19 protein-coding genes are annotated in these 19,165 nt (G+C 70.6%); 7 read left to right on the forward strand and 12 right to left on the reverse strand.

Annotation, left to right across the window (positions count from 1 at the left end; genetic code table 11):
• Nucleotides 1–2: 2 nt before the first annotated feature.
• The 8 genes from ACFYO2_RS30595 to ACFYO2_RS30630 are packed head-to-tail and all read right to left on the reverse strand — an operon-like array spanning nucleotide 3 to nucleotide 7,324.
• Nucleotides 3–1,997, reverse strand: coding sequence for an NADH-quinone oxidoreductase subunit L (locus ACFYO2_RS30595; RefSeq protein WP_388355480.1), 1,995 nt, complete (start codon nucleotides 1,995–1,997; stop codon nucleotides 3–5).
• On the reverse strand, nucleotides 1,994–2,401 hold the full coding sequence (nuoK, locus tag ACFYO2_RS30600; protein WP_388355482.1) for an NADH-quinone oxidoreductase subunit NuoK: 408 nt from the start codon (nucleotides 2,399–2,401) through the stop codon (nucleotides 1,994–1,996). Before nuoK ends, ACFYO2_RS30595 begins: the two co-directional genes overlap by 4 nt.
• Nucleotides 2,401–3,036: an NADH-quinone oxidoreductase subunit J gene (locus tag ACFYO2_RS30605; protein ID WP_388355484.1), complete on the reverse strand. Its 636-nt coding sequence runs from the start codon at nucleotides 3,034–3,036 to the stop codon at nucleotides 2,401–2,403. Before ACFYO2_RS30605 ends, nuoK begins: the two co-directional genes overlap by 1 nt.
• Nucleotides 3,033–3,704, reverse strand: a complete 672-nt coding sequence (locus ACFYO2_RS30610) for a NuoI/complex I 23 kDa subunit family protein (protein ID WP_388355485.1) — start codon at nucleotides 3,702–3,704, stop codon at nucleotides 3,033–3,035. The genes ACFYO2_RS30605 and ACFYO2_RS30610 overlap by 4 nt, the downstream gene beginning before the upstream one ends.
• A gap of 2 nt (nucleotides 3,705–3,706) precedes the next feature.
• Nucleotides 3,707–4,675 (reverse strand): NADH-quinone oxidoreductase subunit H, encoded by a 969-nt coding sequence (locus ACFYO2_RS30615; protein ID WP_388355486.1) that lies wholly within the window; start codon nucleotides 4,673–4,675, stop codon nucleotides 3,707–3,709.
• Nucleotides 4,672–6,306: an NADH-quinone oxidoreductase subunit C gene (locus tag ACFYO2_RS30620; RefSeq protein ID WP_388355488.1), complete on the reverse strand. Its 1,635-nt coding sequence runs from the start codon at nucleotides 6,304–6,306 to the stop codon at nucleotides 4,672–4,674. The genes ACFYO2_RS30615 and ACFYO2_RS30620 overlap by 4 nt, the downstream gene beginning before the upstream one ends.
• Nucleotides 6,303–6,938 (reverse strand): NADH-quinone oxidoreductase subunit B, encoded by a 636-nt coding sequence (locus ACFYO2_RS30625; protein WP_388355489.1) that lies wholly within the window; start codon nucleotides 6,936–6,938, stop codon nucleotides 6,303–6,305. Before ACFYO2_RS30625 ends, ACFYO2_RS30620 begins: the two co-directional genes overlap by 4 nt.
• Complete coding sequence (locus tag ACFYO2_RS30630; protein ID WP_388355490.1) at nucleotides 6,929–7,324, reverse strand: NADH-quinone oxidoreductase subunit A; 396 nt, start codon at nucleotides 7,322–7,324, stop codon at nucleotides 6,929–6,931. The genes ACFYO2_RS30625 and ACFYO2_RS30630 overlap by 10 nt, the downstream gene beginning before the upstream one ends.
• 207 nt (nucleotides 7,325–7,531) lie before the next feature.
• Between ACFYO2_RS30630 and ACFYO2_RS30635 the strand changes: the two genes are divergently transcribed.
• The 5 genes from ACFYO2_RS30635 to ACFYO2_RS30655 all read left to right on the forward strand — a co-directional run bounded on the left by ACFYO2_RS30635 (nucleotide 7,532) and on the right by ACFYO2_RS30655 (nucleotide 14,616).
• Nucleotides 7,532–8,731 (forward strand): sensor histidine kinase, encoded by a 1,200-nt coding sequence (locus ACFYO2_RS30635; RefSeq protein WP_388355492.1) that lies wholly within the window; start codon nucleotides 7,532–7,534, stop codon nucleotides 8,729–8,731.
• Between the two features lie 186 nt (nucleotides 8,732–8,917).
• A complete protein-coding gene (locus tag ACFYO2_RS30640; protein ID WP_388355494.1) occupies nucleotides 8,918–10,315 on the forward strand; it encodes a sensor histidine kinase in 1,398 nt (465 codons plus the stop codon).
• A gap of 370 nt (nucleotides 10,316–10,685) precedes the next feature.
• Entirely contained in the window at nucleotides 10,686–11,345 is a 660-nt protein-coding gene (locus ACFYO2_RS30645) for a response regulator transcription factor (RefSeq protein ID WP_307680173.1), read from the forward strand.
• 273 nt (nucleotides 11,346–11,618) lie between these two features.
• Nucleotides 11,619–13,544, forward strand: a complete 1,926-nt coding sequence (locus ACFYO2_RS30650) for a 2-oxoacid:acceptor oxidoreductase subunit alpha (protein WP_388355495.1) — start codon at nucleotides 11,619–11,621, stop codon at nucleotides 13,542–13,544.
• A complete protein-coding gene (locus tag ACFYO2_RS30655; RefSeq protein WP_388355497.1) occupies nucleotides 13,537–14,616 on the forward strand; it encodes a 2-oxoacid:ferredoxin oxidoreductase subunit beta in 1,080 nt (359 codons plus the stop codon). The genes ACFYO2_RS30650 and ACFYO2_RS30655 overlap by 8 nt, the downstream gene beginning before the upstream one ends.
• 156 nt (nucleotides 14,617–14,772) lie before the next feature.
• On the opposite strand, the gene ACFYO2_RS30660 is transcribed toward ACFYO2_RS30655, so the two are convergent.
• The 4 genes from ACFYO2_RS30660 to ACFYO2_RS30675 all read right to left on the reverse strand — a co-directional run bounded on the left by ACFYO2_RS30660 (nucleotide 14,773) and on the right by ACFYO2_RS30675 (nucleotide 17,006).
• Entirely contained in the window at nucleotides 14,773–15,240 is a 468-nt protein-coding gene (locus ACFYO2_RS30660) for a DUF6082 family protein (protein WP_388355498.1), read from the reverse strand.
• A gap of 151 nt (nucleotides 15,241–15,391) precedes the next feature.
• Nucleotides 15,392–15,628 carry a hypothetical protein gene (locus ACFYO2_RS30665; RefSeq protein WP_388355755.1) on the reverse strand — a complete coding sequence of 79 codons (237 nt, stop codon included), beginning with the start codon at nucleotides 15,626–15,628 and terminating at the stop codon, nucleotides 15,392–15,394.
• Between the two features lie 183 nt (nucleotides 15,629–15,811).
• Nucleotides 15,812–16,252 carry a DUF6082 family protein gene (locus ACFYO2_RS30670; protein ID WP_388355500.1) on the reverse strand — a complete coding sequence of 147 codons (441 nt, stop codon included), beginning with the start codon at nucleotides 16,250–16,252 and terminating at the stop codon, nucleotides 15,812–15,814.
• 346 nt (nucleotides 16,253–16,598) lie between these two features.
• Nucleotides 16,599–17,006: a winged helix-turn-helix transcriptional regulator gene (locus ACFYO2_RS30675; RefSeq protein WP_388355502.1), complete on the reverse strand. Its 408-nt coding sequence runs from the start codon at nucleotides 17,004–17,006 to the stop codon at nucleotides 16,599–16,601.
• A 94-nt stretch (nucleotides 17,007–17,100) separates the two neighbouring features.
• Here ACFYO2_RS30675 and ACFYO2_RS30680 point away from each other — a divergent pair, with 94 nt between their 5' ends.
• Both ACFYO2_RS30680 and rarD read left to right on the forward strand, forming a co-directional pair.
• Nucleotides 17,101–17,955: an SDR family oxidoreductase gene (locus ACFYO2_RS30680; RefSeq protein WP_388355504.1), complete on the forward strand. Its 855-nt coding sequence runs from the start codon at nucleotides 17,101–17,103 to the stop codon at nucleotides 17,953–17,955.
• A gap of 188 nt (nucleotides 17,956–18,143) precedes the next feature.
• Complete coding sequence (gene rarD, locus ACFYO2_RS30685) at nucleotides 18,144–19,160, forward strand: EamA family transporter RarD (RefSeq protein WP_388355506.1); 1,017 nt, start codon at nucleotides 18,144–18,146, stop codon at nucleotides 19,158–19,160.
• The last annotated feature ends 5 nt before the right edge of the window (nucleotides 19,161–19,165 follow it).

The raw sequence follows: 19,165 nt of genomic DNA on the forward strand, positions 1-19,165 counted from the left end.
GCTCACGCTCCCGTGGCGACGAGGACGGCGGCGACCACCAGGATGACGGTGCCGGCGAGCAGCGCGCTCACATAGGTCTGCAGATTGCCGGTCTGGGCCCGCCGGACGGCGGCTCCCAGCAGGCGGGGCAGCGCACCCGCGCCGCGTACGTAGGTGTCGACGACCTCGCGGTCGAGGAACCGGACGAGGGTGGCTCCGGCCTGGACCGGGCGGACGAAGAGGGCCGCGTACACGGCGTCGAGGTGGAAGCCGACGGCCGCGTGGCGGTGCAGCGGGCCGAGCAGGAGGCGGCCCGGGTCCGCCGGGTCGGGCGCGTAGGCCACGTCTCCGTACGCGGGCTTGTGGCTGGCGATGGCCTCGGCCTCCACCTGGCCGGCGTCGCCCTCGGGATGGGCCGCGACCGCACCCAGCGGGACACGGGCCGCGAGAGCGGTGGTGTGCCGCCAGGCCGCGTAGGTGACGATGCCGCCGACCAGGGCCACGCCTGTTCCGAGCACAGACGTGGTCAGGGTCGGCGCCAGGTCACGGCCGTCGAACCAGTCGGGCAGTACGCGGTAGGCGAATCCGCCGACGGCGAGGGACGGGACGGCGAGCACCCACAGCACCACGGTCATGGTGAGGGGCTGCCTGCCGTGGTCGGGGGCCTCGGTGCCCCGGCCGCGGAAGGCCAGCAGCCACAGGCGCGCCGCGTAGGCGGCGGTGAGGAGGGCGGTGAGCAGGCCGGCGACGAGGACGGTCCAGCCCGCGGAGCCGGGGGCGTGCTCGGTGTGGCCGGTGGCGACGTGCTCGGCGGCGCCGAGGACCGACTCCTTGGAGAAGAAGCCGCTGAAGGGCGGGATCGCGGCGAGCGCGAGGAGCGCCACGGTCATCGTCCAGTAGGCATCGGGGACGCGGTCGCGCAGGTTGCCCATGCGGGACATCGCGGCCAGCGAGTTGGTGCCGGCGGCGTGGATGATCACCCCCGCCGCGAGGAACAGCAGCGCCTTGAAGGCGCCGTGAGTGAGGAGGTGGAAGACGGCGGCTCCGCGGTCGCCGACGGCGAGGGCGCCGGTCATGTAGCCGAGCTGGCCGATCGTCGAGTAGGCGAGGACGCGTTTGATGTCGTCCTGGGCGAGCGCGGCGAGGGCCGAGCCGGCCATCGTGACCGCGGCCATGACGGCGAGGACGACCATGGCGGCCCGGGAGGCCTCGAAGACCGGGAGGAGACGGGCGACGAAGTAGACACCGGCGGCGACCATCGTCGCGGCGTGGATCAGCGCGGAGACGGGGGTCGGGCCCGCCATCGCGTCGGGGAGCCAGGTGTGCAGCGGGAACTGCGCCGACTTGCCCGCCACGCCCGCCAGGAGCAGCAGGGCGATCAGGGTCGGATGGTCGAGTCCGCCGCTCGCGACGGCGCCGAGGACGCGGGTGATGCGGAACGACCCGGCGTCGGTGGCCAGCGCGAACAGGCCGATCAGGAAGGGGACGTCGCCGAGCTTGGTGACCAGGAAGGCCTTGAGGGAGGCGGCGCGGGCCTCCGGGGTCTCCCAGTAGTGGCCGACCAGGAAGTACGAACAGATGCCCATGATCTCCCAGCCGACCAGCAGCACCACCAGGTCACCGGAGTAGACGACGAGCAGCATCGCGGAGGTGAAGAGGGAGACGAGGGCGGCATAAGAGGGGTAGCGCGGGTCGTCGCGGAGGTAGCCCGTGGAGTAGATCTGCACGCAGGTGGCGACGAGGCCGACCAGGACAGCGACGAGGGCGGCGAAGCCGTCGATGTGGAGGGCGAGTTCGATCGGGACCGAGCCGGTGGGCGTGAGCTCGGTGGCGGCGTCCACGGCCTGGTCGCCGCCCTGGCGCACGGCGACGTCCGCGGCGAGCGCGAGGGCGACGAGCGTCGGCAGGACGGCGAGCGGGCGGACGAAGCCGGGGGCCGCGCGGCCCAGGAGCAGGCCGGCGGCGGCGCCCAGGAACGGAAGGAGGGGGACGAGGACGGCGAGGGTGGTCGTGGTCACGCGCTGGCCTCAGCCTTCCCGGCCCGGTCGGCCTGCCCGGCCGTGAGGGCGTCGCTGTCGGAGCCGTCCGCCGGGTGGCTCTCGTGGCCCTCGGCGGTGTCGCGGAGCTTGTCGATGTCCGCGGTGCCGCGGTTGCGGTGGACGGCGAGGACGATCGCCAGACCGATGCCGATCTCGGCGGCTGCGATGGCGATGGTGAACAAGGTCAGGGCCTGACCGGAGTGCAGGGTCTCTTCGGCGGCCCGGCTGAGCCACACGTCGAAGGCGACGAGGTTGAGGTTGACGGCGTTGAGCATCAGCTCGACCGACATCAGGACCAGGATCGCGTTGCGTCGGGCGAGGACGCCGTACAGGCCGGTGCAGAACAGGAGGGCGGAGAGGACGGCGGGATAGGCGAGGTGCATCAGCGGGCCCCTTCCGTGTCGCGCCGGGTGCCCGAGGCGCCGGGGACGCCCGGACCGGTGCTCTCCGCGTCCGCCTTGGTCTTGCGGGAGAGGACGATCGCGCCGACCAGGGCGGCGAGGAGGAGGACGGAGAGGGCCTCGAAGGGGAGGACCCAGTTCTGGAAGAGGCTGGCGCCGGTGGCCTCGGTGGAGCCGGCCGCCGGGCCGTCCAGGTCGATCCAGGTGGTGCGGAAGGCGTCGACGACGACCCAGACCAGGGCGGCCGCGGCGGCGACGGCCACGGTGAGGGCGGCCCAGCGGTTGCCGGAGTCGGCGTCCGGGGAGCGGCCGATGGGGGCTCGGGTGAGCATCAGACCGAACAGGAGGAGGACGACGACGGAACCGACGTAGATGAGGACCTGCACCCAGGCGATGAACTCAGCGGTGAGCAGGAGGTACTCGACGGCGAGGCCACCGAGGGTCGCCACCAGCCACAAGGCGGCGTGCACCAGCTGCTTGGTGGTGACGGTGACCAGTGCGGCGCCGAAGGTGACCAGGCCGACGAGGAGGAAGGCGATCTCGACTCCGGTCGGGGAGAGGAAGCCGTGGGTGTCGGTGGCGGCCGTGAGGGATCCGGCGGCTGCGGCGAGGGTCATGCGTCTCCCTCCTGCCGGGGCTGATCCGTCTGCTGCTTCGACTCACCCATCGGCCGGGTGGGCTGCTCGGCCGCGCGGGCCTGCTCGTCGGCATGCGGCTCGGTCGGTGACTGGGCCTCCTGCTGGGCGGCCAGCTTCTCGGCGGTCTTGCGAGCGGCGGCGATCTCCTTCGGCTCCTCCGCCGCGGGATCGAGGGCGGGCGGGGCCGGGACGGTCCACATCCACTCGCGGAGCTTGTCGCGCTCGTGGGTGAGGTCGCGGATGTCGGTCTCGGCGTACTCGAACTCCGGGGACCAGAACAGGGCGTCGAAAGGACAGACCTCGATGCAGATACCGCAGTACATGCACAGGGCGAAGTCGATGGCGAAGCGGTCGAGGACGTTGCGGCTGCGTTCGCGGCCGCCGGGGGTCGCCGCCGGGACCGTCTCCTTGTGGGAGTCGATGTAGATGCACCAGTCCGGGCACTCGCGGGCGCACAGCATGCAGACCGTGCAGTTCTCCTCGAAGAGGCCGATCACACCGCGGGTGCGGGGCGGGAGGTCGGGCTGGACGTCCGGGTACTGCTCGGTGACGGTCTTCTTGGTCATCGTGCGGAGGGTGACGGCCAGGCCCTTGGCGAGGCCACTGCCAGGAATGCGGGGCCGGGTGGGCGGGAGAGGCTCAGCCATGGTTACTGGATCACCACCTTGACGATGCCGGTGAGGGCGATCTGGGCGAGGGAGAGGGGGACGAGGAGGGTCCAGGAGAGCTTCTGGAGCTGGTCCTCGCGCAGGCGGGGATAGGTGACGCGGAGCCAGATGACGACGAAGGCCAGCACGGCCGCCTTGAGGAGGGTCCAGACCCAGCCGAGGCCGTCGGCACCCCAGGGACCGTGCCAGCCGCCCAGGAAGAGGACGGTGGTCAGACCGCACAGGACGACGATTCCGGCGTACTCGGCGAGGAGGAACAGGGCGAAGCGGAGGCCGGTGTACTCGGTATAGGCACCGAAGATGATCTCCGAGTCGGCGACCGGCATGTCGAAGGGCGGGCGCTGGAGTTCGGCGAGGCCGGCGACGAAGAAGACGATCGCGCCGACGATCTGCCAGGGCAGCCACCACCACTCGAAGGCGTCGAGGATGCCGGGGATCGAGACCGTGCCGGCCGCCATCGCCACCGAGGCGGCGGTGAGCAGCATCGGGAGTTCGTAGGCGAGGAGCTGGGCGGCGGTGCGCAGGCCGCCGAGGAGGGAGAACTTGTTGGCGGAGGCCCAGCCGGCCATGAGCGAGCCGAGGACGCCCACGCCCATGACGGCGAGGACGAAGAAGACGCCCGCGTCGATGACCTCGCCGACGGCGCCGTCGCCGGGGCCGATGGGGATGGCCAGGAGGACCAGGAGGTACGGGAGGAGGGCTACCGCGGGGGCGAGTTGGAAGATACGGCGGTCCGCGCCCGCCGGTACCACGTCTTCCTTCTGCGCGAACTTCACGCCGTCCGCGACGAGTTGCGCCCAGCCGTGGAAGCCGCCGGCGTACATCGGGCCGAGGCGGCCCTGCATGTGGGCCATGACCTTGTGCTCGGTCTGACCGACGATCAGAGGGAACGTGAGGAAGACGACGAAGACGATCAGGAGTCGCAGGGCGACGTCGAGTACGTCGTTCACTGCGGGCCTCCTGCGGGGTCTTCGGGAGTGTCGGACTCGGGGGCGGCCGTGGGGCCGGGCTTGGGGCCGGGCTTGAGCGTGGGTGCCTGCTCAGTGTCGGTGTCGGTGTTGGCCTCAGTGTCGGTGTCGGTGTCGGTGTTGGCCTTGGTGTCGGCGTCGGCGTTGGCGTTGGTGTCGGCCCCGGCCCCGGCCTCGGGGGCCTGATCGGGCTCGGCTGCCGGTGCCTGCTCGGCGCCGGGTGCCCGACGGGTACCACCTTCCGGCTCGGCGCCGGGTGTCTGGCCGGTCCCACCCTCGGGCCGCGCGCCGGATGCTTGCCCGGTGCCGCCCTCGGGCTCGGCGCTGGGCTCGGGCTCAGCTCCTCGCTCGGGTTCGGGTTCGTCGAAGGCCGGGCGAGCGTGGTGCCAGGGGGCGTCCGGGCTGCGCGGGGTGGCGGGAGCCTTCGGTGGCGTGCCCTCTGTCTGCGGAAGTGCGGCGGCCTCGCCGGTTTCGCCGGTCGGCGCTGCCGTGCCGGGCGTGGCTCGCTGACTCGCCGACCCCTCAGAAGCGGTGCGAGCCCGACGCCGGGCGACCGGCGCGTCGGGGGCAGGGGCGACCGTGTCCGCGGCCGGCGTTTCCGCTGACCGGGACGTGTCGACCTGGTCGGCCGAACCCTCTGCAGCAGCGCGGGGACGCCTCGGCCCAGCGGGCGCGCCCGTGGCCTCGGACGCCTCCGCCTGACCGGCCGCACCCTCCACCGGAGCCGCCGCCCCCTGGCTCGCCGAGCCCTCCGCCGCCGTACGAGACCGCCTCGGCCCAGCGGGCGCGCCCCCAGCCTGCGCAGCCGCAGCCGACTCGCCCGGGGACACCGCACCCGCGGACGGAGCCGCCTCCGCCTGTCCAGCCGCACCCTCCACCGGAGCCGCCGCCCCCTGGCTCGCGGATCCCTCGGCCGCCGTACGAGCGCGGCGTACGGGCCGTTCGCCGGTCGGGCGCACCGGCCGGTCCCCTGTGGCCCGCGCTGGTCGTTCCCCCGCTGCGGCGCGGCCCGCGCCGCGTGCCGGGCGGGTTGGGGCCGGTGGGAGTTGGCCCTTCAGGGGGCCCCATTCGTTGGGGTCCGGGACACCTGGGGGCAGCATCTGGCGGCGTTTGGGGCCGCCGTGTTCGGACTCGCCGGGTTCCTTGGCACCCGGCCAGGCCTTGGCCACGCGGGCCGCGAGGACAAAGTCCTTGCGGAGGGGGTGGCCTTCGAAGCCCTCCGGGAGGAGGAGGTGGTCCAGGGACGGGTGGCCCTCGAAGGCGACGCCGAACATCTCGTGGGTCTCGCGCTCGTGCCAGGCCGCGCCCGCGTACACGTCGACGGCGGTCGGCAGGAGGGGGGCCTCGTGCGGGACGGTCGTGCGGACGAGCAGGCGGCGTACCGGGGAGAGCGCTACGACGTGGGCCGAGACGTGGAAGCCGGTGCCGGGTTCGTCGACCGCGCTCAGCCAGTCGAAGTAGGTGCAGCCGAGGCGGTCGCGGGCCGTTTCCAGCGCGGCGATCCAGGAGGCCGGCGGCACGTCCACCGTCAGGACCTCGTACGACTCCTCCGCCGTGGCCTCCGCACCGAACAGGTCCTCGGCGGGCGCGGGCAGCCAGCCGACCACCGTCATCGGGCGTCCCCCGCAATCGGACTCGAAGCCGGGCCCGGCGGTCGCACCAGCCCGCTCTGCAGTGCCGCGGCCGACGGGCGGGCCGTCCCGTACCTCTCCCCCAGGGACTCCCGGGCGATCTTCTCCTGGAGTTTGAGGATCCCCTGGAGCAACGCCTCGGGCCGGGGCGGGCAGCCGGGGACGTAGACGTCGACCGGGATGATCTGGTCGACGCCCTTGGTGACGGAGTACGAGTCCCAGTAGGGGCCGCCGCAGTTGGAGCAGGCGCCGAAGGAGATGACGTACTTCGGTTCGGGCATCTGCTCGTAGAGGCGCTTCACGGCCGGCGCCATCTTGTCCGTGACCGTGCCGGAGACGACCATCAGGTCGGCCTGGCGCGGGCCGGGCGCGAAGGGGATCACGCCGAGGCGGATGAAGTCGTGGCGGGCCATCGACGCGGCGATGAACTCGATCGCGCAGCAGGCGAGGCCGAAGTTGAAGACCCACAGGGAGTAGCGGCGGCCCCAGTTGAGGACCACCTTCATCGGCTCGGGGGCGAGCCGGGAGAGCACGCCGAGCCGCTTCGGCTCCGGCAGCAGTACGGGCTGGGAGGCGGCGGTCTCCGGCGAATTCAGTTCTGGCGTCACGTCCATGCCAGTACGCCCTTCTTGTACGCGTACAGCAGGCCCACGGCCAGGAAGCCGAGGAAGATGAACATCTCGACGAGCGTCGTCGCGCCGTAGCCGGGGGCGGCGAACACCGTCGCCCAGGGGAACAGGAAGATCGAGTCGACGGCGAAGATGACGTACAGGAACGCGTAGACGTAGTAGCGGACCTGGGTGTGGGCCCAGCCCTCGCCGACGGGGTCGACGCCGCACTCGTACGTCAGAAGTTTCTCGGGGGTGGGGACCACGGGTCGCAGCAGCCGCCCGGCGCCGAAGGCGACGGCCACGAACAGCACGCCGACGACGGCGAGCAGCCCGACGACCGAGTACGACTGGAAGTAGTCCGCCGCAACGACGACGGTCGGTTCCGGCACGTCACTCCCTCGCTCCCTGACCCCTGGACGACCCTGGACTCTGTTCGACGATCTGTACGCACGGGAGTCTAGGCCCTGCTAAAGAAAGCGTAAGCAGCCCGTCACGCTTGGCAGAAGCCACAGGTCGCGGATGGTGGGGTTATCCCCAGGCGATCGCGGCGGTCCGCCTCATGGCGCGGCGGCCCGCCGCGCGGCACGCTGACCCGTATGACCGAACGTCTCCCGTCCTCGAGACCCGGCGGGCAAGCGGACAGCGACCGTCTGCCGCCTGTCCGTTTCGCCTTCGACCGGCACACCTGGAAGGAGATCGCGCACCTGCTGGCGAATCTTCCGGTGGCACTGCTCGGATTCACCTACGTCATGACGGTGCTGCTCACCGGCTTCTGGCTGACCGTCACGGTGATCGGTTTCCCGCTGCTGGCGGCCGGCCTGATGGGCGCCCGGCAGCTGGGCAAGCTGGAGCGGGCACGGGCCAGGGCGCTGCTCGGGGTGCGGGTCGACGAGCCGAGCCCCCTTCCTCTGCGCAGCCGGAGGAACGGCTTCTTCGCGCAGCTGTGGATGGGGATCAAGGACCCGGTCGCCTGGCGCACGGTGCTGTACGACTTCGTCCGGCTGCCCTGGGGTGTCCTCACCTTCACCATCACGCTGACCTCGTTGTTCGTGCTGTGGCCGGTGCTGCCGTTCATCGCGCGGGGTCTGACCAACGTGGACCGGGCGATGGTGCGCGGCCTACTGTCGCCCTCGGACGAGCTGGAGCGGCGGATCGCCGAGCTGGAGTCGGACCGGGGGGTCGTGGTCGACACGGCCGCGGCCGATCTGCGGCGCATCGAGCGCGATCTGCACGACGGGGCGCAGGCCCGGTTGGTCAACCTGGCCATGGGGCTCGGCCTGGCCAAGGAGAAGCTCCTGGAGGACCCCGACACGGCGGCGGCGATGGTCGCCGAGGCGCACGGCGAGGTCAAGCTCGCCTTGCAGGAGCTGCGGGATCTGGCGCGGGGCATCCATCCCGCCGTACTGACGGACCGCGGCCTGGACGCCGCCCTGTCCTCGGTCGCCTCGCGCTGCACGGTGCCGGTGAAGGTGACGGCCGACCTGCCCGCCAGACCGGCCGCGGCCATCGAGGGCATCGCCTACTTCACCGTCTCGGAGCTGCTGCAGAACATCAGCAAGCACAGCGGGGCGAGGTCGGCGTCCGTCGACGTGTGGCGGGCCGACGACCGGCTGCTCATCCAGGTGTGGGACGACGGCCGCGGCGGCGCACGCCTCGACGGCGGCAGCGGCATGCGCGGCCTCGCCGACCGGCTGGGCGCCGTCGACGGCCTGTTCGTCATCGACTCGCCGCCGGGCGGGCCGACGGTGGTCACCGCGGAGCTGCCGTGGCGGGACCGGTCGCTCGACGCGCGGTAGCCGCGGGGGGCCGGGGAGTCCTGGGGGCCCGGACGGTCCCGGAGGTAGGGAAAACCCCCCGTCCAAGACGCCGACGGACTCCATGGTCCGCGGACCTGCGGCCGAGCAGGGTGGAGGTACGACGGCACAGCCTCGGGACCAGGACGGTCCCCGGAGCCTCAGGACGAGTAGAAACGGACGACGCCGATGGCCACGGACTACGGACAGGGCTACGGGCAGGACAGCAGGCTCGACCACGGACAGGGCTACGGGCACGACAGCGGGCTCGGGTTCGCGGAGGAGACGCGCGGGCATCGGCTGCCCTCCGCGCTGCGGGCGCCGCTCGCGGCACGCAGCTGGAGCGAGCTGGCGTATGTGCTGCTGGGCCTGCCGATCAGCGTCCTGCTGTTCACGTACGCCGTCACGATGGTCTCCCTCGGCGCGGGCCTGCTCGTGACGTTCCTCGGGATCCCGGTGCTGGCGGCGGGGCTGGCCGGGTGCCGCGGGTTCGGGGCGCTGGAGCGGGGCCGGGCGCGCGGGCTGCTGGGTCTGGAGGTGGGCGACCCGGAGCCGCTGCGGATGAGGAAGCAGGGCGCGATGGCCTGGATGGGGGCCGTCCTCAAGAGCGGCACCTCGTGGCGGACCCTGCTCTACTCGCTGCTGTACCTGCCGTGGTCGGTGTTCTCGTTCACCGTCGCGATCAGCTTCTTCTCGATCGGCTGGACGCTGATGACGTACCCGCTGTGGTTCTGGCTCTTCCCGGTGTACGGCGGACAGGACGGGCTTCAGCTGTACGGCGACGAAGGCCACCACATCTACCTCGACAACCCCTTCGAGATCGCCGTCACGGCCCTGATCGGGCTGTTGTTCACGATGGCCACGCCGTGGATCGTGCGGGCCCTGACGATGGTGGACCGGGTGCTGGTGCACGGGCTGCTCGGGCCGACGCGGTTGTCGGCGCGGGTGGTGGAGCTGGAGTCGGACCGGGGGGTCGTCGTCGACACCGCCGCGGCGGACCTGCGGCGCATCGAACGGGACCTGCACGACGGCGCGCAGGCGCGGCTGGTGGCGTTGGCCATGGATCTGGGGCTGGCGAAGGAGAAGCTCACGGAGGATCCGCGGGCGGCGGCGCGGATGGTGGACGACGCGCACGGTGAGGTGAAGACGGCGCTGCAGGAGCTGCGGGACCTGGCGCGCGGGATCCATCCGGCGGTGCTGACGGACCGGGGGCTGGACGCCGCGCTGTCGGCGGTGGCCTCGCGGTGCACCGTGCCGGTGCAGGTGGAGGTGGATCTGCCTGCGCGGCCGGCGGCTGCGATCGAGGGGATCGCGTACTTCACGGTGTCGGAGCTCCTGCAGAACATCAGCAAGCATGCGCGGGCGACGTGGGCGGCGGTGGATGTGTGGCGGGTGGACAACCGGCTGATGCTGCAGGTCGTGGACAACGGGGTGGGCGGGGCGGACACGTCGAGCGGGTCGGGGCTGGCCGGGCTCGCGGAGCGGTTGGACGCGGTGGACGGGATCCTGGTGGTGGACTCGCCGGTGGGCGGGCCCACCCGGGTGACCGCGGAGTTGCCTTGGCGGGCGGAGCCGGCGATGCGGTGAGCGCCGCGGGCGGGCGGAGCCGGCGATGCGGTGAGCTCGGCGGGTGGGCGGCGAGGGTGTGTTTCGCCCCCGCCGCCCTTACCCGTTCCCATCCCAGGGGCTCTGCCCCTTCTACCCCCGCCAGGGGGCTCCGCCCCCTGGACCCCCGATCGGCCCTGAAGGGGCCTTGCCCTCAAACGCCGGACGGGCTGGGTGGGCCGGTGATCGACAACCGGCCGCGCAGGGGCCGGAACACGCCGTGCCGTGCACGCATCCCCACTGATTCCCCATGGGCGGGCACGCCCCGGTCCGAATGCTGGAATGCTGGACTTCGTCGTCCGGGTGGACGTGGAGTCGGGGCTGTGGGGGGCCGAGGATCGTGGAGGACAGGGTGCGGGTGGTCATCGCCGAGGATTCGGTGCTGCTCCGGGAGGGCCTGACCCGGTTGCTGACCGACCGTGGGCACGACGTCGTCGCTGGAGTGGGTGACGGGGACGCGCTGATCAAGACCATTACCGAGCTGGACGCGGAGGGCGCGCTGCCGGACGTCGTGGTCGCGGATGTGCGGATGCCGCCGACGCACACGGACGAGGGGGTGCGGGCCGCCGTACAGCTGCGCAAGGCGCATCCCGGCCTCGGCGTGCTCGTGCTGTCGCAGTACGTGGAGGAGCGCTACGCCACCGAACTGCTGGCGGGTTCCAGTCACGGAGTCGGCTATCTGCTGAAAGACCGGGTAGCCGAGGTGCGTGAGTTCGTGGACGCGGTGGTGCGGGTGGCCCAGGGCGGTACGGCCCTGGACCCCGAGGTCGTCGCGCAACTGCTGGGGCGCAGCCGCAAGCAGGACGTGCTCGCGGGACTCACCCCGAGGGAGCGTGAGGTCCTGGGGCTGATGGCCGAGGGCCGGACCAACTCCGCGATCGCCCGGCAGCTGGTCGTGAGCGACGGGGCCGTCGAGAAGCACGTCAGCAACATCTTCCTGAAGCTCGGGCTGTCCCCGAGCGACGGCGACCACCGGCGGGTCCTCGCGGTCCTCACCTATTTGAACTCCTGACGGTCTGACGCCGTGTCGGAAATGGGGCGACCACTGAGCGGGACACGCGGGCCCGCCGATCCCGAGAACCGAAGAATGAAGGGCAGCGTCTTCAAGAGGAAGCACCCCGGGGGGCGGGTAAATCATGACAAGTCGGTGCTCCGAACCGTCTCAAAGGCGTGTCCAACATGCGAATGACCCAAGGAAGGCGACCCTTACGGTCGTAGGGTTGATTTTGGGAGGGCCTGCGGGAAGGCCGCTCCCAGACAGCCGCCTCGAGGGAGGTCCAGTTCAGTGACGCAGGTCAGTAGTCCAGCGGAGCAGGCCGATGGAACCGTCGTGGGAGAGCAGCGCAAAGCGGCAGGCGTGAAGGACGTCCGCCGCCTGGACAGGGTGATCATCCGGTTCGCGGGGGACTCGGGTGACGGTATGCAGCTCACCGGGGACCGTTTCACCTCGGAGACGGCGTCGTTCGGCAACGACCTGTCGACGCTGCCGAACTTCCCGGCCGAGATCCGGGCCCCTGCCGGCACCCTGCCCGGCGTCTCCTCCTTCCAGCTGCACTTCGCGGACCACGACATCCTCACGCCGGGTGATGCGCCGAATGTGCTGGTCGCGATGAACCCGGCGGCGCTGAAGGCCAACGTCGGCGATCTGCCGCGCGGCGCGGAGATCATCGTCAACACGGACGAGTTCACCAAACGGGCGATGCAGAAGGTCGGGTACGACACCTCGCCCCTGGAGGACGGTTCACTCGACGGCTACCACCTCCATCCGGTCCCCCTGACGACTCTGACAGTGGAGGCCCTGAAGGATTTCGACCTCACCCGGAAAGAGGCCGAGCGCAGCAAGAACATGTTCGCGCTCGGCCTCTTGTCGTGGATGTACCACCGGCCGACCGAGGGCACCGAGAAGTTCCTGACGTCGAAGTTCGCCAAGAAGCCGGCCATCGCGGCCGCGAACATCGCCGCGTTCCGCGCGGGCTGGAACTTCGGCGAGACGACCGAGGACTTCGCGGTCTCCTACGAGATCGCCCCGGCGACGACGGCGTTCCCGACCGGCACCTACCGCAACATCTCCGGGAACCTGGCCCTGTCCTACGGACTGGTCGCCGCGTCCCGCCAGGCGGACCTGCCGCTGTTCCTGGGCTCGTATCCGATCACCCCGGCCTCGGACATCCTGCACGAGCTGAGCAAGCACAAGAACTTCGGCGTCCGCACCTTCCAGGCCGAGGACGAGATCGCGGGCATCGGCGCGGCACTGGGCGCGGCCTTCGGCGGCTCGCTCGGGGTGACCACGACATCCGGCCCGGGCGTGGCGCTCAAGAGCGAGACGATCGGGCTGGCGGTGTCCCTGGAGCTGCCGCTCCTGGTCATCGACATCCAGCGCGGCGGCCCGTCCACGGGTCTGCCGACCAAGACCGAGCAGGCGGACCTGCTGCAGGCGATGTACGGCCGCAACGGCGAGGCCCCGGTCCCGATCGTCGCCCCGCGCACACCGGCCGACTGCTTCGACGCGGCGCTGGAGGCTGCGCGGATCGCGCTGACCTACCGCACGCCCGTGATGCTTCTGTCGGACGGCTACCTGGCCAACGGCAGCGAGCCCTGGCGCATCCCTGACCTCGACGAGCTCCCCGACCTGCGGGTGCAGTTCACGCAGGGACCGAACCACACGCTCGACGACGGCACCGAGGTGTTCTGGCCCTACAAGCGCGACCCGCAGACCCTCGCCCGCCCCTGGGCGATCCCCGGCACGCCGGGCCTGGAGCACCGCATCGGCGGCATCGAGAAGCAGGACGGCACCGGCAACATCTCCTACGACCCCGCCAACCACGACTTCATGGTCCGCATCCGCCAGGCCAAGATCGACGGCATCGACGTCCCCGATCTCGAGGTCGACGATCCGCACGAGGCGCGCACCCTGGTGCTGGGCTGGGGATCGACGTACGGGCCGATCACCGCCGCGGTACGGCGGCTGCGCACCGCCGGCGAGTCCATCGCGCAGGCCCACCTGCGCCACCTCAACCCCTTCCCGCGCAACCTCGGCACCGTTCTGAAGGGCTACGACAAGGTGGTGATCCCCGAGATGAACCTCGGCCAGCTCGCCGCCCTCGTCCGGGCGAAGTACCTGGTCGACGCCCACTCCTACAACCAGGTCAACGGCATGCCGTTCAAGGCAGAACAGCTCGCCAAGGCTCTGAAGGAGGCCATCGATGGCTGAGACGTCCACGGAAGGCACGGGCACGATCGAGGCGCTTTCCCTCGTCCCCAAGGCCGAGGCCCGGCAGTCCATGAAGGACTTCAAGTCCGATCAGGAAGTGCGCTGGTGCCCCGGCTGCGGTGACTACGCGATCCTCGCCGCCGTGCAGGGCTTCATGCCCGAGCTGGGTCTGGCCAAGGAGAACATCGTCTTCGTCTCCGGCATCGGCTGTTCCTCCCGCTTCCCGTACTACATGAACACCTACGGCATGCACTCCATCCACGGCCGCGCGCCCGCGATCGCGACGGGCCTTGCCGCCTCGCGGCGTGACCTGAGCGTGTGGGTGGTGACGGGTGACGGCGACGCGCTGTCGATCGGCGGCAACCACCTGATCCACGCCCTGCGCCGCAACGTGAACCTGAAGATCCTGCTGTTCAACAACCGGATCTACGGCCTCACCAAGGGCCAGTACTCCCCCACCTCCGAGGTCGGCAAGATCACCAAGTCGACCCCGATGGGCTCCCTGGACGCGCCCTTCAACCCGGTGTCCCTGGCCATCGGCGCGGAGGCGTCCTTCGTGGCGCGGACGATCGACTCCGACCGCAAGCACCTCACGGAGGTCCTGCGGCAGGCCGCCGCCCACCCCGGCACCGCCCTCATCGAGATCTACCAGAACTGCAACATCTTCAACGACGGCGCCTTCGAGGCCCTCAAGGACAAGCAGCAGGCCGAGGATGCCGTGATCCGCCTCGAGCACGGGAAGCCCATCCGCTTCGGCACCGATGGCGGACGCGGCGTCGTGCGCGACCCGGCCACCGGCGACCTCCAGGTGATCACGGTGACCCCGGCCAACGAGGCCGACGTACTGGTCCACGACGCCCACGCCACCTCCCCGACCACCGCCTTCGCCCTGTCCCGGCTGGCCGACCCCGACACCCTCCACCACACGCCCATCGGCGTGCTGCGGTCCGTGGAGAGGCCCGTCTACGACACCCAGATGTCGGAGCAGCTCGACACCGCGATCGAACAGAACGGCAAGGGCGACCTGGCTGCGCTGTTGGCGGGCGGGGACACCTGGACGGTCGTGGGCTGACCTGGGCTGACCACGGTTGACGGCTGAGGGCCTGGGTGCGGTTTGGCGCCCAGGCCCTCGGTGTCGCATGACATCACGCGTCGGTGATCCGATCTCCTCAGCGCGAAGGTCGGGCCGCCGGAACAGCGGTTGCCGAAGAAGTCCCGAGGATCCTCATCAGCCGGACGACACCGCCGAGTCGGGCCCCACGACCCACCACTCCTCCAGATCGTCGAGCCGCTCCTCCATGATCGCGTCGACGGCGCGGCCGGTCCTTGCTTCCAGCGAGTCCGGCGCCAGTTCGCGCCGCCGCTCGGACGTCAGCTCCCAGTACTCGGCGAAGAGAGAGTTCTTGCTCAGTATCTTCAGGTGCCCGAGGAGTTCGCTCCGGTCCGTTGTGCCGGCCCGGTGGGCAAGCAGGAGCAGCCCGTACTCCCGGTTGGCGAAGAGCATCTGGCGCCGCTTGTCCACGGAGAGTCCCTCCAGGGTGCTCAGCGCATCCGCGAGCACTGGGTCGCCGATCGCCCGGTCCAGTTGCTCGACGAACAAACCGTGGATCCGGATCTCGTTCGCCAGGTGCAATTCCTTCGCCACGGCGGCCATGCCCTCCCCGGCGAAGGTGAGGGCCTCCGTGAGATCCCGCAAAAAACCCTTTTGGTCCGGTACGGCATGCCGGCACACCCCCTTCCTAAACCACCCCGACCTTCAGGGTGCCCGGCTGCACAAACGGGCGTGGGAGGCGGAAAGGGGGCGCACAGATGGACGGGCTGCGCCGTTCGTCCGCCCCGGCCCGTCTTCAGGCGTCAGGAATGTCCCGCTTGGCGCGAAGAAGGACATCACGGGTGATGACAACGATGCGCTCGTGGTCGGCGCGTGAGGCGTCCGCCGGGAGCAGTGGATCGAGTTCCTCAGTGCGGTCGGTGCCGATGACCGCGAATGTTCCGTCACTGAGTTCAAACAGGTCCGGGCACGTCTCGCCCGCCATACTCCCTCGCTGGCGGGGCGAATCGCCAAGGCGGCGGACAATATTGATACGAGTAACTTCGCTGTGCACGGAGACCCTGTTCTAGGGCCGGACAGGGTGAGGTCGGGCCCTCGGATTGGATGCGGTAGACGCCGGGCCCAACTTATCAGCATTCCCATGGGTCACGGCTGAAAACCGGTTCCTCACCGGCACGGTCGAATTATTCCCTCTCCATTGACATTTGACGGAATATCAGACTCCGTCCGACGGTCCCACAACCCACCACTCGTCGGGATCCTCGGCAAGCTCCTCCATGATTTGATCAACCGCTTTGCCCGTCTTTGCCTCAAGTGAATCCTGCGGCAGACTCCGCCGGTGTTCGCCGGTCATCCCCCAGTACTCCTTGAACACCTGATTCCGGGCCAGCACGCGCAGGTGGCCGATCATTTCGGCCCAGCCGTAGGCGCCGATGCGGTGCCCCAGAATGATCGCGCCGTACTCGCGGTTCACGAACAGCACCTGACGCCGCTTGCCGTCCGACAGACCCTCGAGTGTGCTCATGGCTGACGCCAGCGCCGGATCCGCCATGGCGTGGTCCACCTGCGCGGCGGTGATGCGATGCAGCTGGATCAGGTTGGCGTGCCGGATTTCGTCGGTGAGGCGGGTGAGTTCTCGCAGGAGTTCCAGGGCCAACTCCTCCTGTCGCCGCCTGTGGGGCAGCCGGGGTAAGGAGGTACGCGCCCGACCGGTCCTCACGCGTGCGGCAGAACCGTTCCTTCGCGCGTCCGGATTCTGTGTGGCCAATGCGAACCCCCGACTCAGGCATCCGGCGCCGGTCGGTGATCTCGTGGGCGGCACGAGGACCGGCTCGCGGGTGGGCACAGCGCCCCGCTCCCAGAATGCCGGGCGGCTCAAGTCGGCGCGGGAGGCGGAGAGGGGGCGCATGGATGGACGTACCGCTCATGTCAACCAGCGCCCTGACATGTGTGTGCCCATCGAGCGCCGTCCGCATTCGTTCAGTGGACCTGAAGCGCGTGCGTCATTCCCGCTCAGAGCCCGCCTTCCGCGCGTCGTACACCTCTCGCGCCTTCTGCACCTCCCCCATCCGCTCCCCGGTCCACACCGCCAGCGCCCGGATCTGTTCCGCCGCCTCGCGGCCGAGGCCGGTGAGGGAGTAGTCGACTCTCGGGGGGATGACCGGTTTGGCGTCGCGGTGGACGAGGCCGTCGCGTTCCAGGGTCTGGAGGGTCTGGGTGAGCATCTTCTCGCTGACGTGGCCGATGGCCCGGCGCAGTTCGCTGAAGCGGTACGGGCGGTCGATGAGCGCGATCAGGACCAGGACGCCCCAGCGGCTGGTGACGTGCTCCAGGACCAGCCGGTGCGGGCACATCGCCTCACCCGCCACCGCCACCATCGAAGGGCTGCTCACCTTGTTGCTTACCGACATGCCAGTACCTTACTTCAAAGTGGGTACTTTCGCTGAGTTAGCGCACGCCCTAGGGTTAGTGCGAGAACCGCACCCCACAAGGAGATCGCAGATCATGAGCATCGTTGTCACCGGAGCCACCGGAAACCTGGGCCGCCACGTCGTGGAGCAGCTGCTGGAAAAGGTTCCGGCCGAGCAGATCACCGCCGTCGTCCGCAACGCGGAGAAGGCCGCCGACTTCGCGGCGCGCGGGGTGAAGATCGCGCTCGCCGACTACAACGCCCCCGCCTCCTTCGACGGGCTGTTCGCGGCCGGTGACAAGGTGCTGCTCATCTCGGGCAACGAGTTCGACAAGGGCCGCGTCCAGCAGCACAAGGGCGTCATAGACGCCGCGAAGGCGGCCGGTGTGGCACTGCTCGCCTACACCAGCGCCCCCGGCACCCTGACCGCCGCGCTGGCCGACGACCACCGGGGCACCGAGGAGGCGCTGACCACCTCCGGCGTGCCGTACGCCCTGCTGCGCAACGGCTGGTACCACGAGAACTACACCGAGAACCTCGCCCCGGTGCTGGAGTACAACGCGGTCGTCGCCGCCGCCGGCGAGGGCCGGGTCTCCTCCGCCTCGCGCGCCGACTACGCGGCCGCCGCGGTCGCCGTACTGACCGGCGAGGGCCACGAGAACAAGACGTACGAACTGGGCGGCGACGAGGCGTGGAGCTTCGCCGAGTACGCGGCCGAGCTGAGCCGGCAGACCGGCAGGGAGATCGTCTACTCCGCCGTCTCCACCGACGCCCTCATCGGCATCCTGACCGGTGCCGGGCTGCCCGAGCCGTTCGCCGCGACCCTGGCCGGCGTGGACGCGTCGATCGAGAAGGGCGAGCTGGTGGTCGACGGCGGCGACCTGTCCCGCCTGGCCGGCCGCCCGACGACGCCGTTCGCCGAGGCGATCGCGGCCGCCGTCAAGGCCTGACCGACACCTGAGCCACAGAGGGACTGCCCAAGCCACAGAGGGACTGCCCAGGGCCGGACTCCCCCGGTGAAGCACTGGGTTCAGGAGCACCCCCGTCCGTCATGACCGTATTCCGATACGGGCATGACAGGCGGGGGTGCTCGGCGCTACCTTCTTGCAGGTGAGCTGGACGTGAGAAGGGGGACCCCGTGGCCGGGACGTCGAAGGGCGAGCAGCGCATAGGTCTGCTGAACGGCTTCGCGGCGTACGGGATGTGGGGGCTGGTTCCTCTCTTCTGGCCCCTGCTGAAGCCCGCCGGAGCGGGCGAGATCCTCGCCCACCGGATGGTGTGGTCGCTCGTCTTCGTGGGCGTCGCGCTCGTCGTCATCCGGCGCTGGGCCTGGGCCGGTGAGCTGCTGCGGCAGCCGCGCAGGCTCGCGCTGATCACCGTGGCCGCGGCCGTCATCACCGTGAACTGGGGCGTCTACATCTGGGCCGTGAACGCCGGTCACGTCGTCGAGGCCTCGCTCGGCTACTTCATCAACCCGCTGGTCACCATCGCCATGGGCGTGCTGCTCCTGAAGGAGCGGATGCGGCCCGTGCAGTGGACGGCGGTCGGCGTCTGCCTCGCCGCCGTGCTCGTACTCACCGTCGGCTACGGCCAGCCCCCGTGGATCTCCCTCACCCTCGCCTTCTCCTTCGCCACGTACGGCCTGGTGAAGAAGAAGGTCAACCTCGGCGGCGTCGAGTCGCTGGCCGCCGAGACCGCGATCCAGTTCTTGCCCGCGCTCGGCTATCTGCTGTGGCTCGGCGCGCAGGGCGACTCCACCTTCACCACCGAGGGCGCGGGCCACGGGGCCCTGCTCGCCGCGACCGGCATCGTCACCGCGCTCCCCCTCGTCTGCTTCGGCGCGGCCGCGATCCGCGTGCCCCTGTCCACGCTGGGACTGCTGCAGTACCTGGCACCGGTGTTCCAGTTCCTGCTCGGCATCCTCTACTTCCACGAGGCCATGCCGCCCGAGCGCTGGGCCGGGTTCGCGCTGGTCTGGCTGGCGCTGACGCTGCTCACCTGGGACGCCCTGCGCGCCGCGCGCCGGTCCGCCCGCACGCTCAGGGCCGAGATCAACAGGCCCAGCGTCACCATGCCGACGGGCACGGTGAGTGCCACCCGGAAGGCCGAGAGCGTCGCCTCGGGCCCCGACCGACCGGTGGACGCCAAGCCGTAGACGGC

It is taken from the genome of Streptomyces sp. NPDC006602 (assembly GCF_042870385.1).
Classification (GTDB): Bacteria; Actinomycetota; Actinomycetes; order Streptomycetales; family Streptomycetaceae; genus Streptomyces.

Excerpts from the sequence above, each read along its gene's own strand:
- ACFYO2_RS30605 (WP_388355484.1), bottom strand. The coding sequence starts at position 3,036 with ATGACCCTCGCCGCAGCCGCCGGATCCCTCACGGCCGCCACCGACACC.
- ACFYO2_RS30680 (WP_388355504.1), top strand. The coding sequence starts at position 17,101 with ATGAGCATCGTTGTCACCGGAGCCACCGGAAACCTGGGCCGCCACGTC.
- ACFYO2_RS30620 (WP_388355488.1), bottom strand. The coding sequence starts at position 6,306 with ATGACGGTGGTCGGCTGGCTGCCCGCGCCCGCCGAGGACCTGTTCGGT.
- ACFYO2_RS30640 (WP_388355494.1), top strand. The coding sequence starts at position 8,918 with ATGGCCACGGACTACGGACAGGGCTACGGGCAGGACAGCAGGCTCGAC.
- ACFYO2_RS30625 (WP_388355489.1), bottom strand. The coding sequence starts at position 6,938 with ATGGACGTGACGCCAGAACTGAATTCGCCGGAGACCGCCGCCTCCCAG.
- ACFYO2_RS30655 (WP_388355497.1), top strand. The coding sequence starts at position 13,537 with ATGGCTGAGACGTCCACGGAAGGCACGGGCACGATCGAGGCGCTTTCC.
- ACFYO2_RS30635 (WP_388355492.1), top strand. The coding sequence starts at position 7,532 with ATGACCGAACGTCTCCCGTCCTCGAGACCCGGCGGGCAAGCGGACAGC.
- ACFYO2_RS30675 (WP_388355502.1), bottom strand. The coding sequence starts at position 17,006 with ATGTCGGTAAGCAACAAGGTGAGCAGCCCTTCGATGGTGGCGGTGGCG.
- nuoK (WP_388355482.1), bottom strand. The coding sequence starts at position 2,401 with ATGCACCTCGCCTATCCCGCCGTCCTCTCCGCCCTCCTGTTCTGCACC.
- ACFYO2_RS30610 (WP_388355485.1), bottom strand. The coding sequence starts at position 3,704 with ATGGCTGAGCCTCTCCCGCCCACCCGGCCCCGCATTCCTGGCAGTGGC.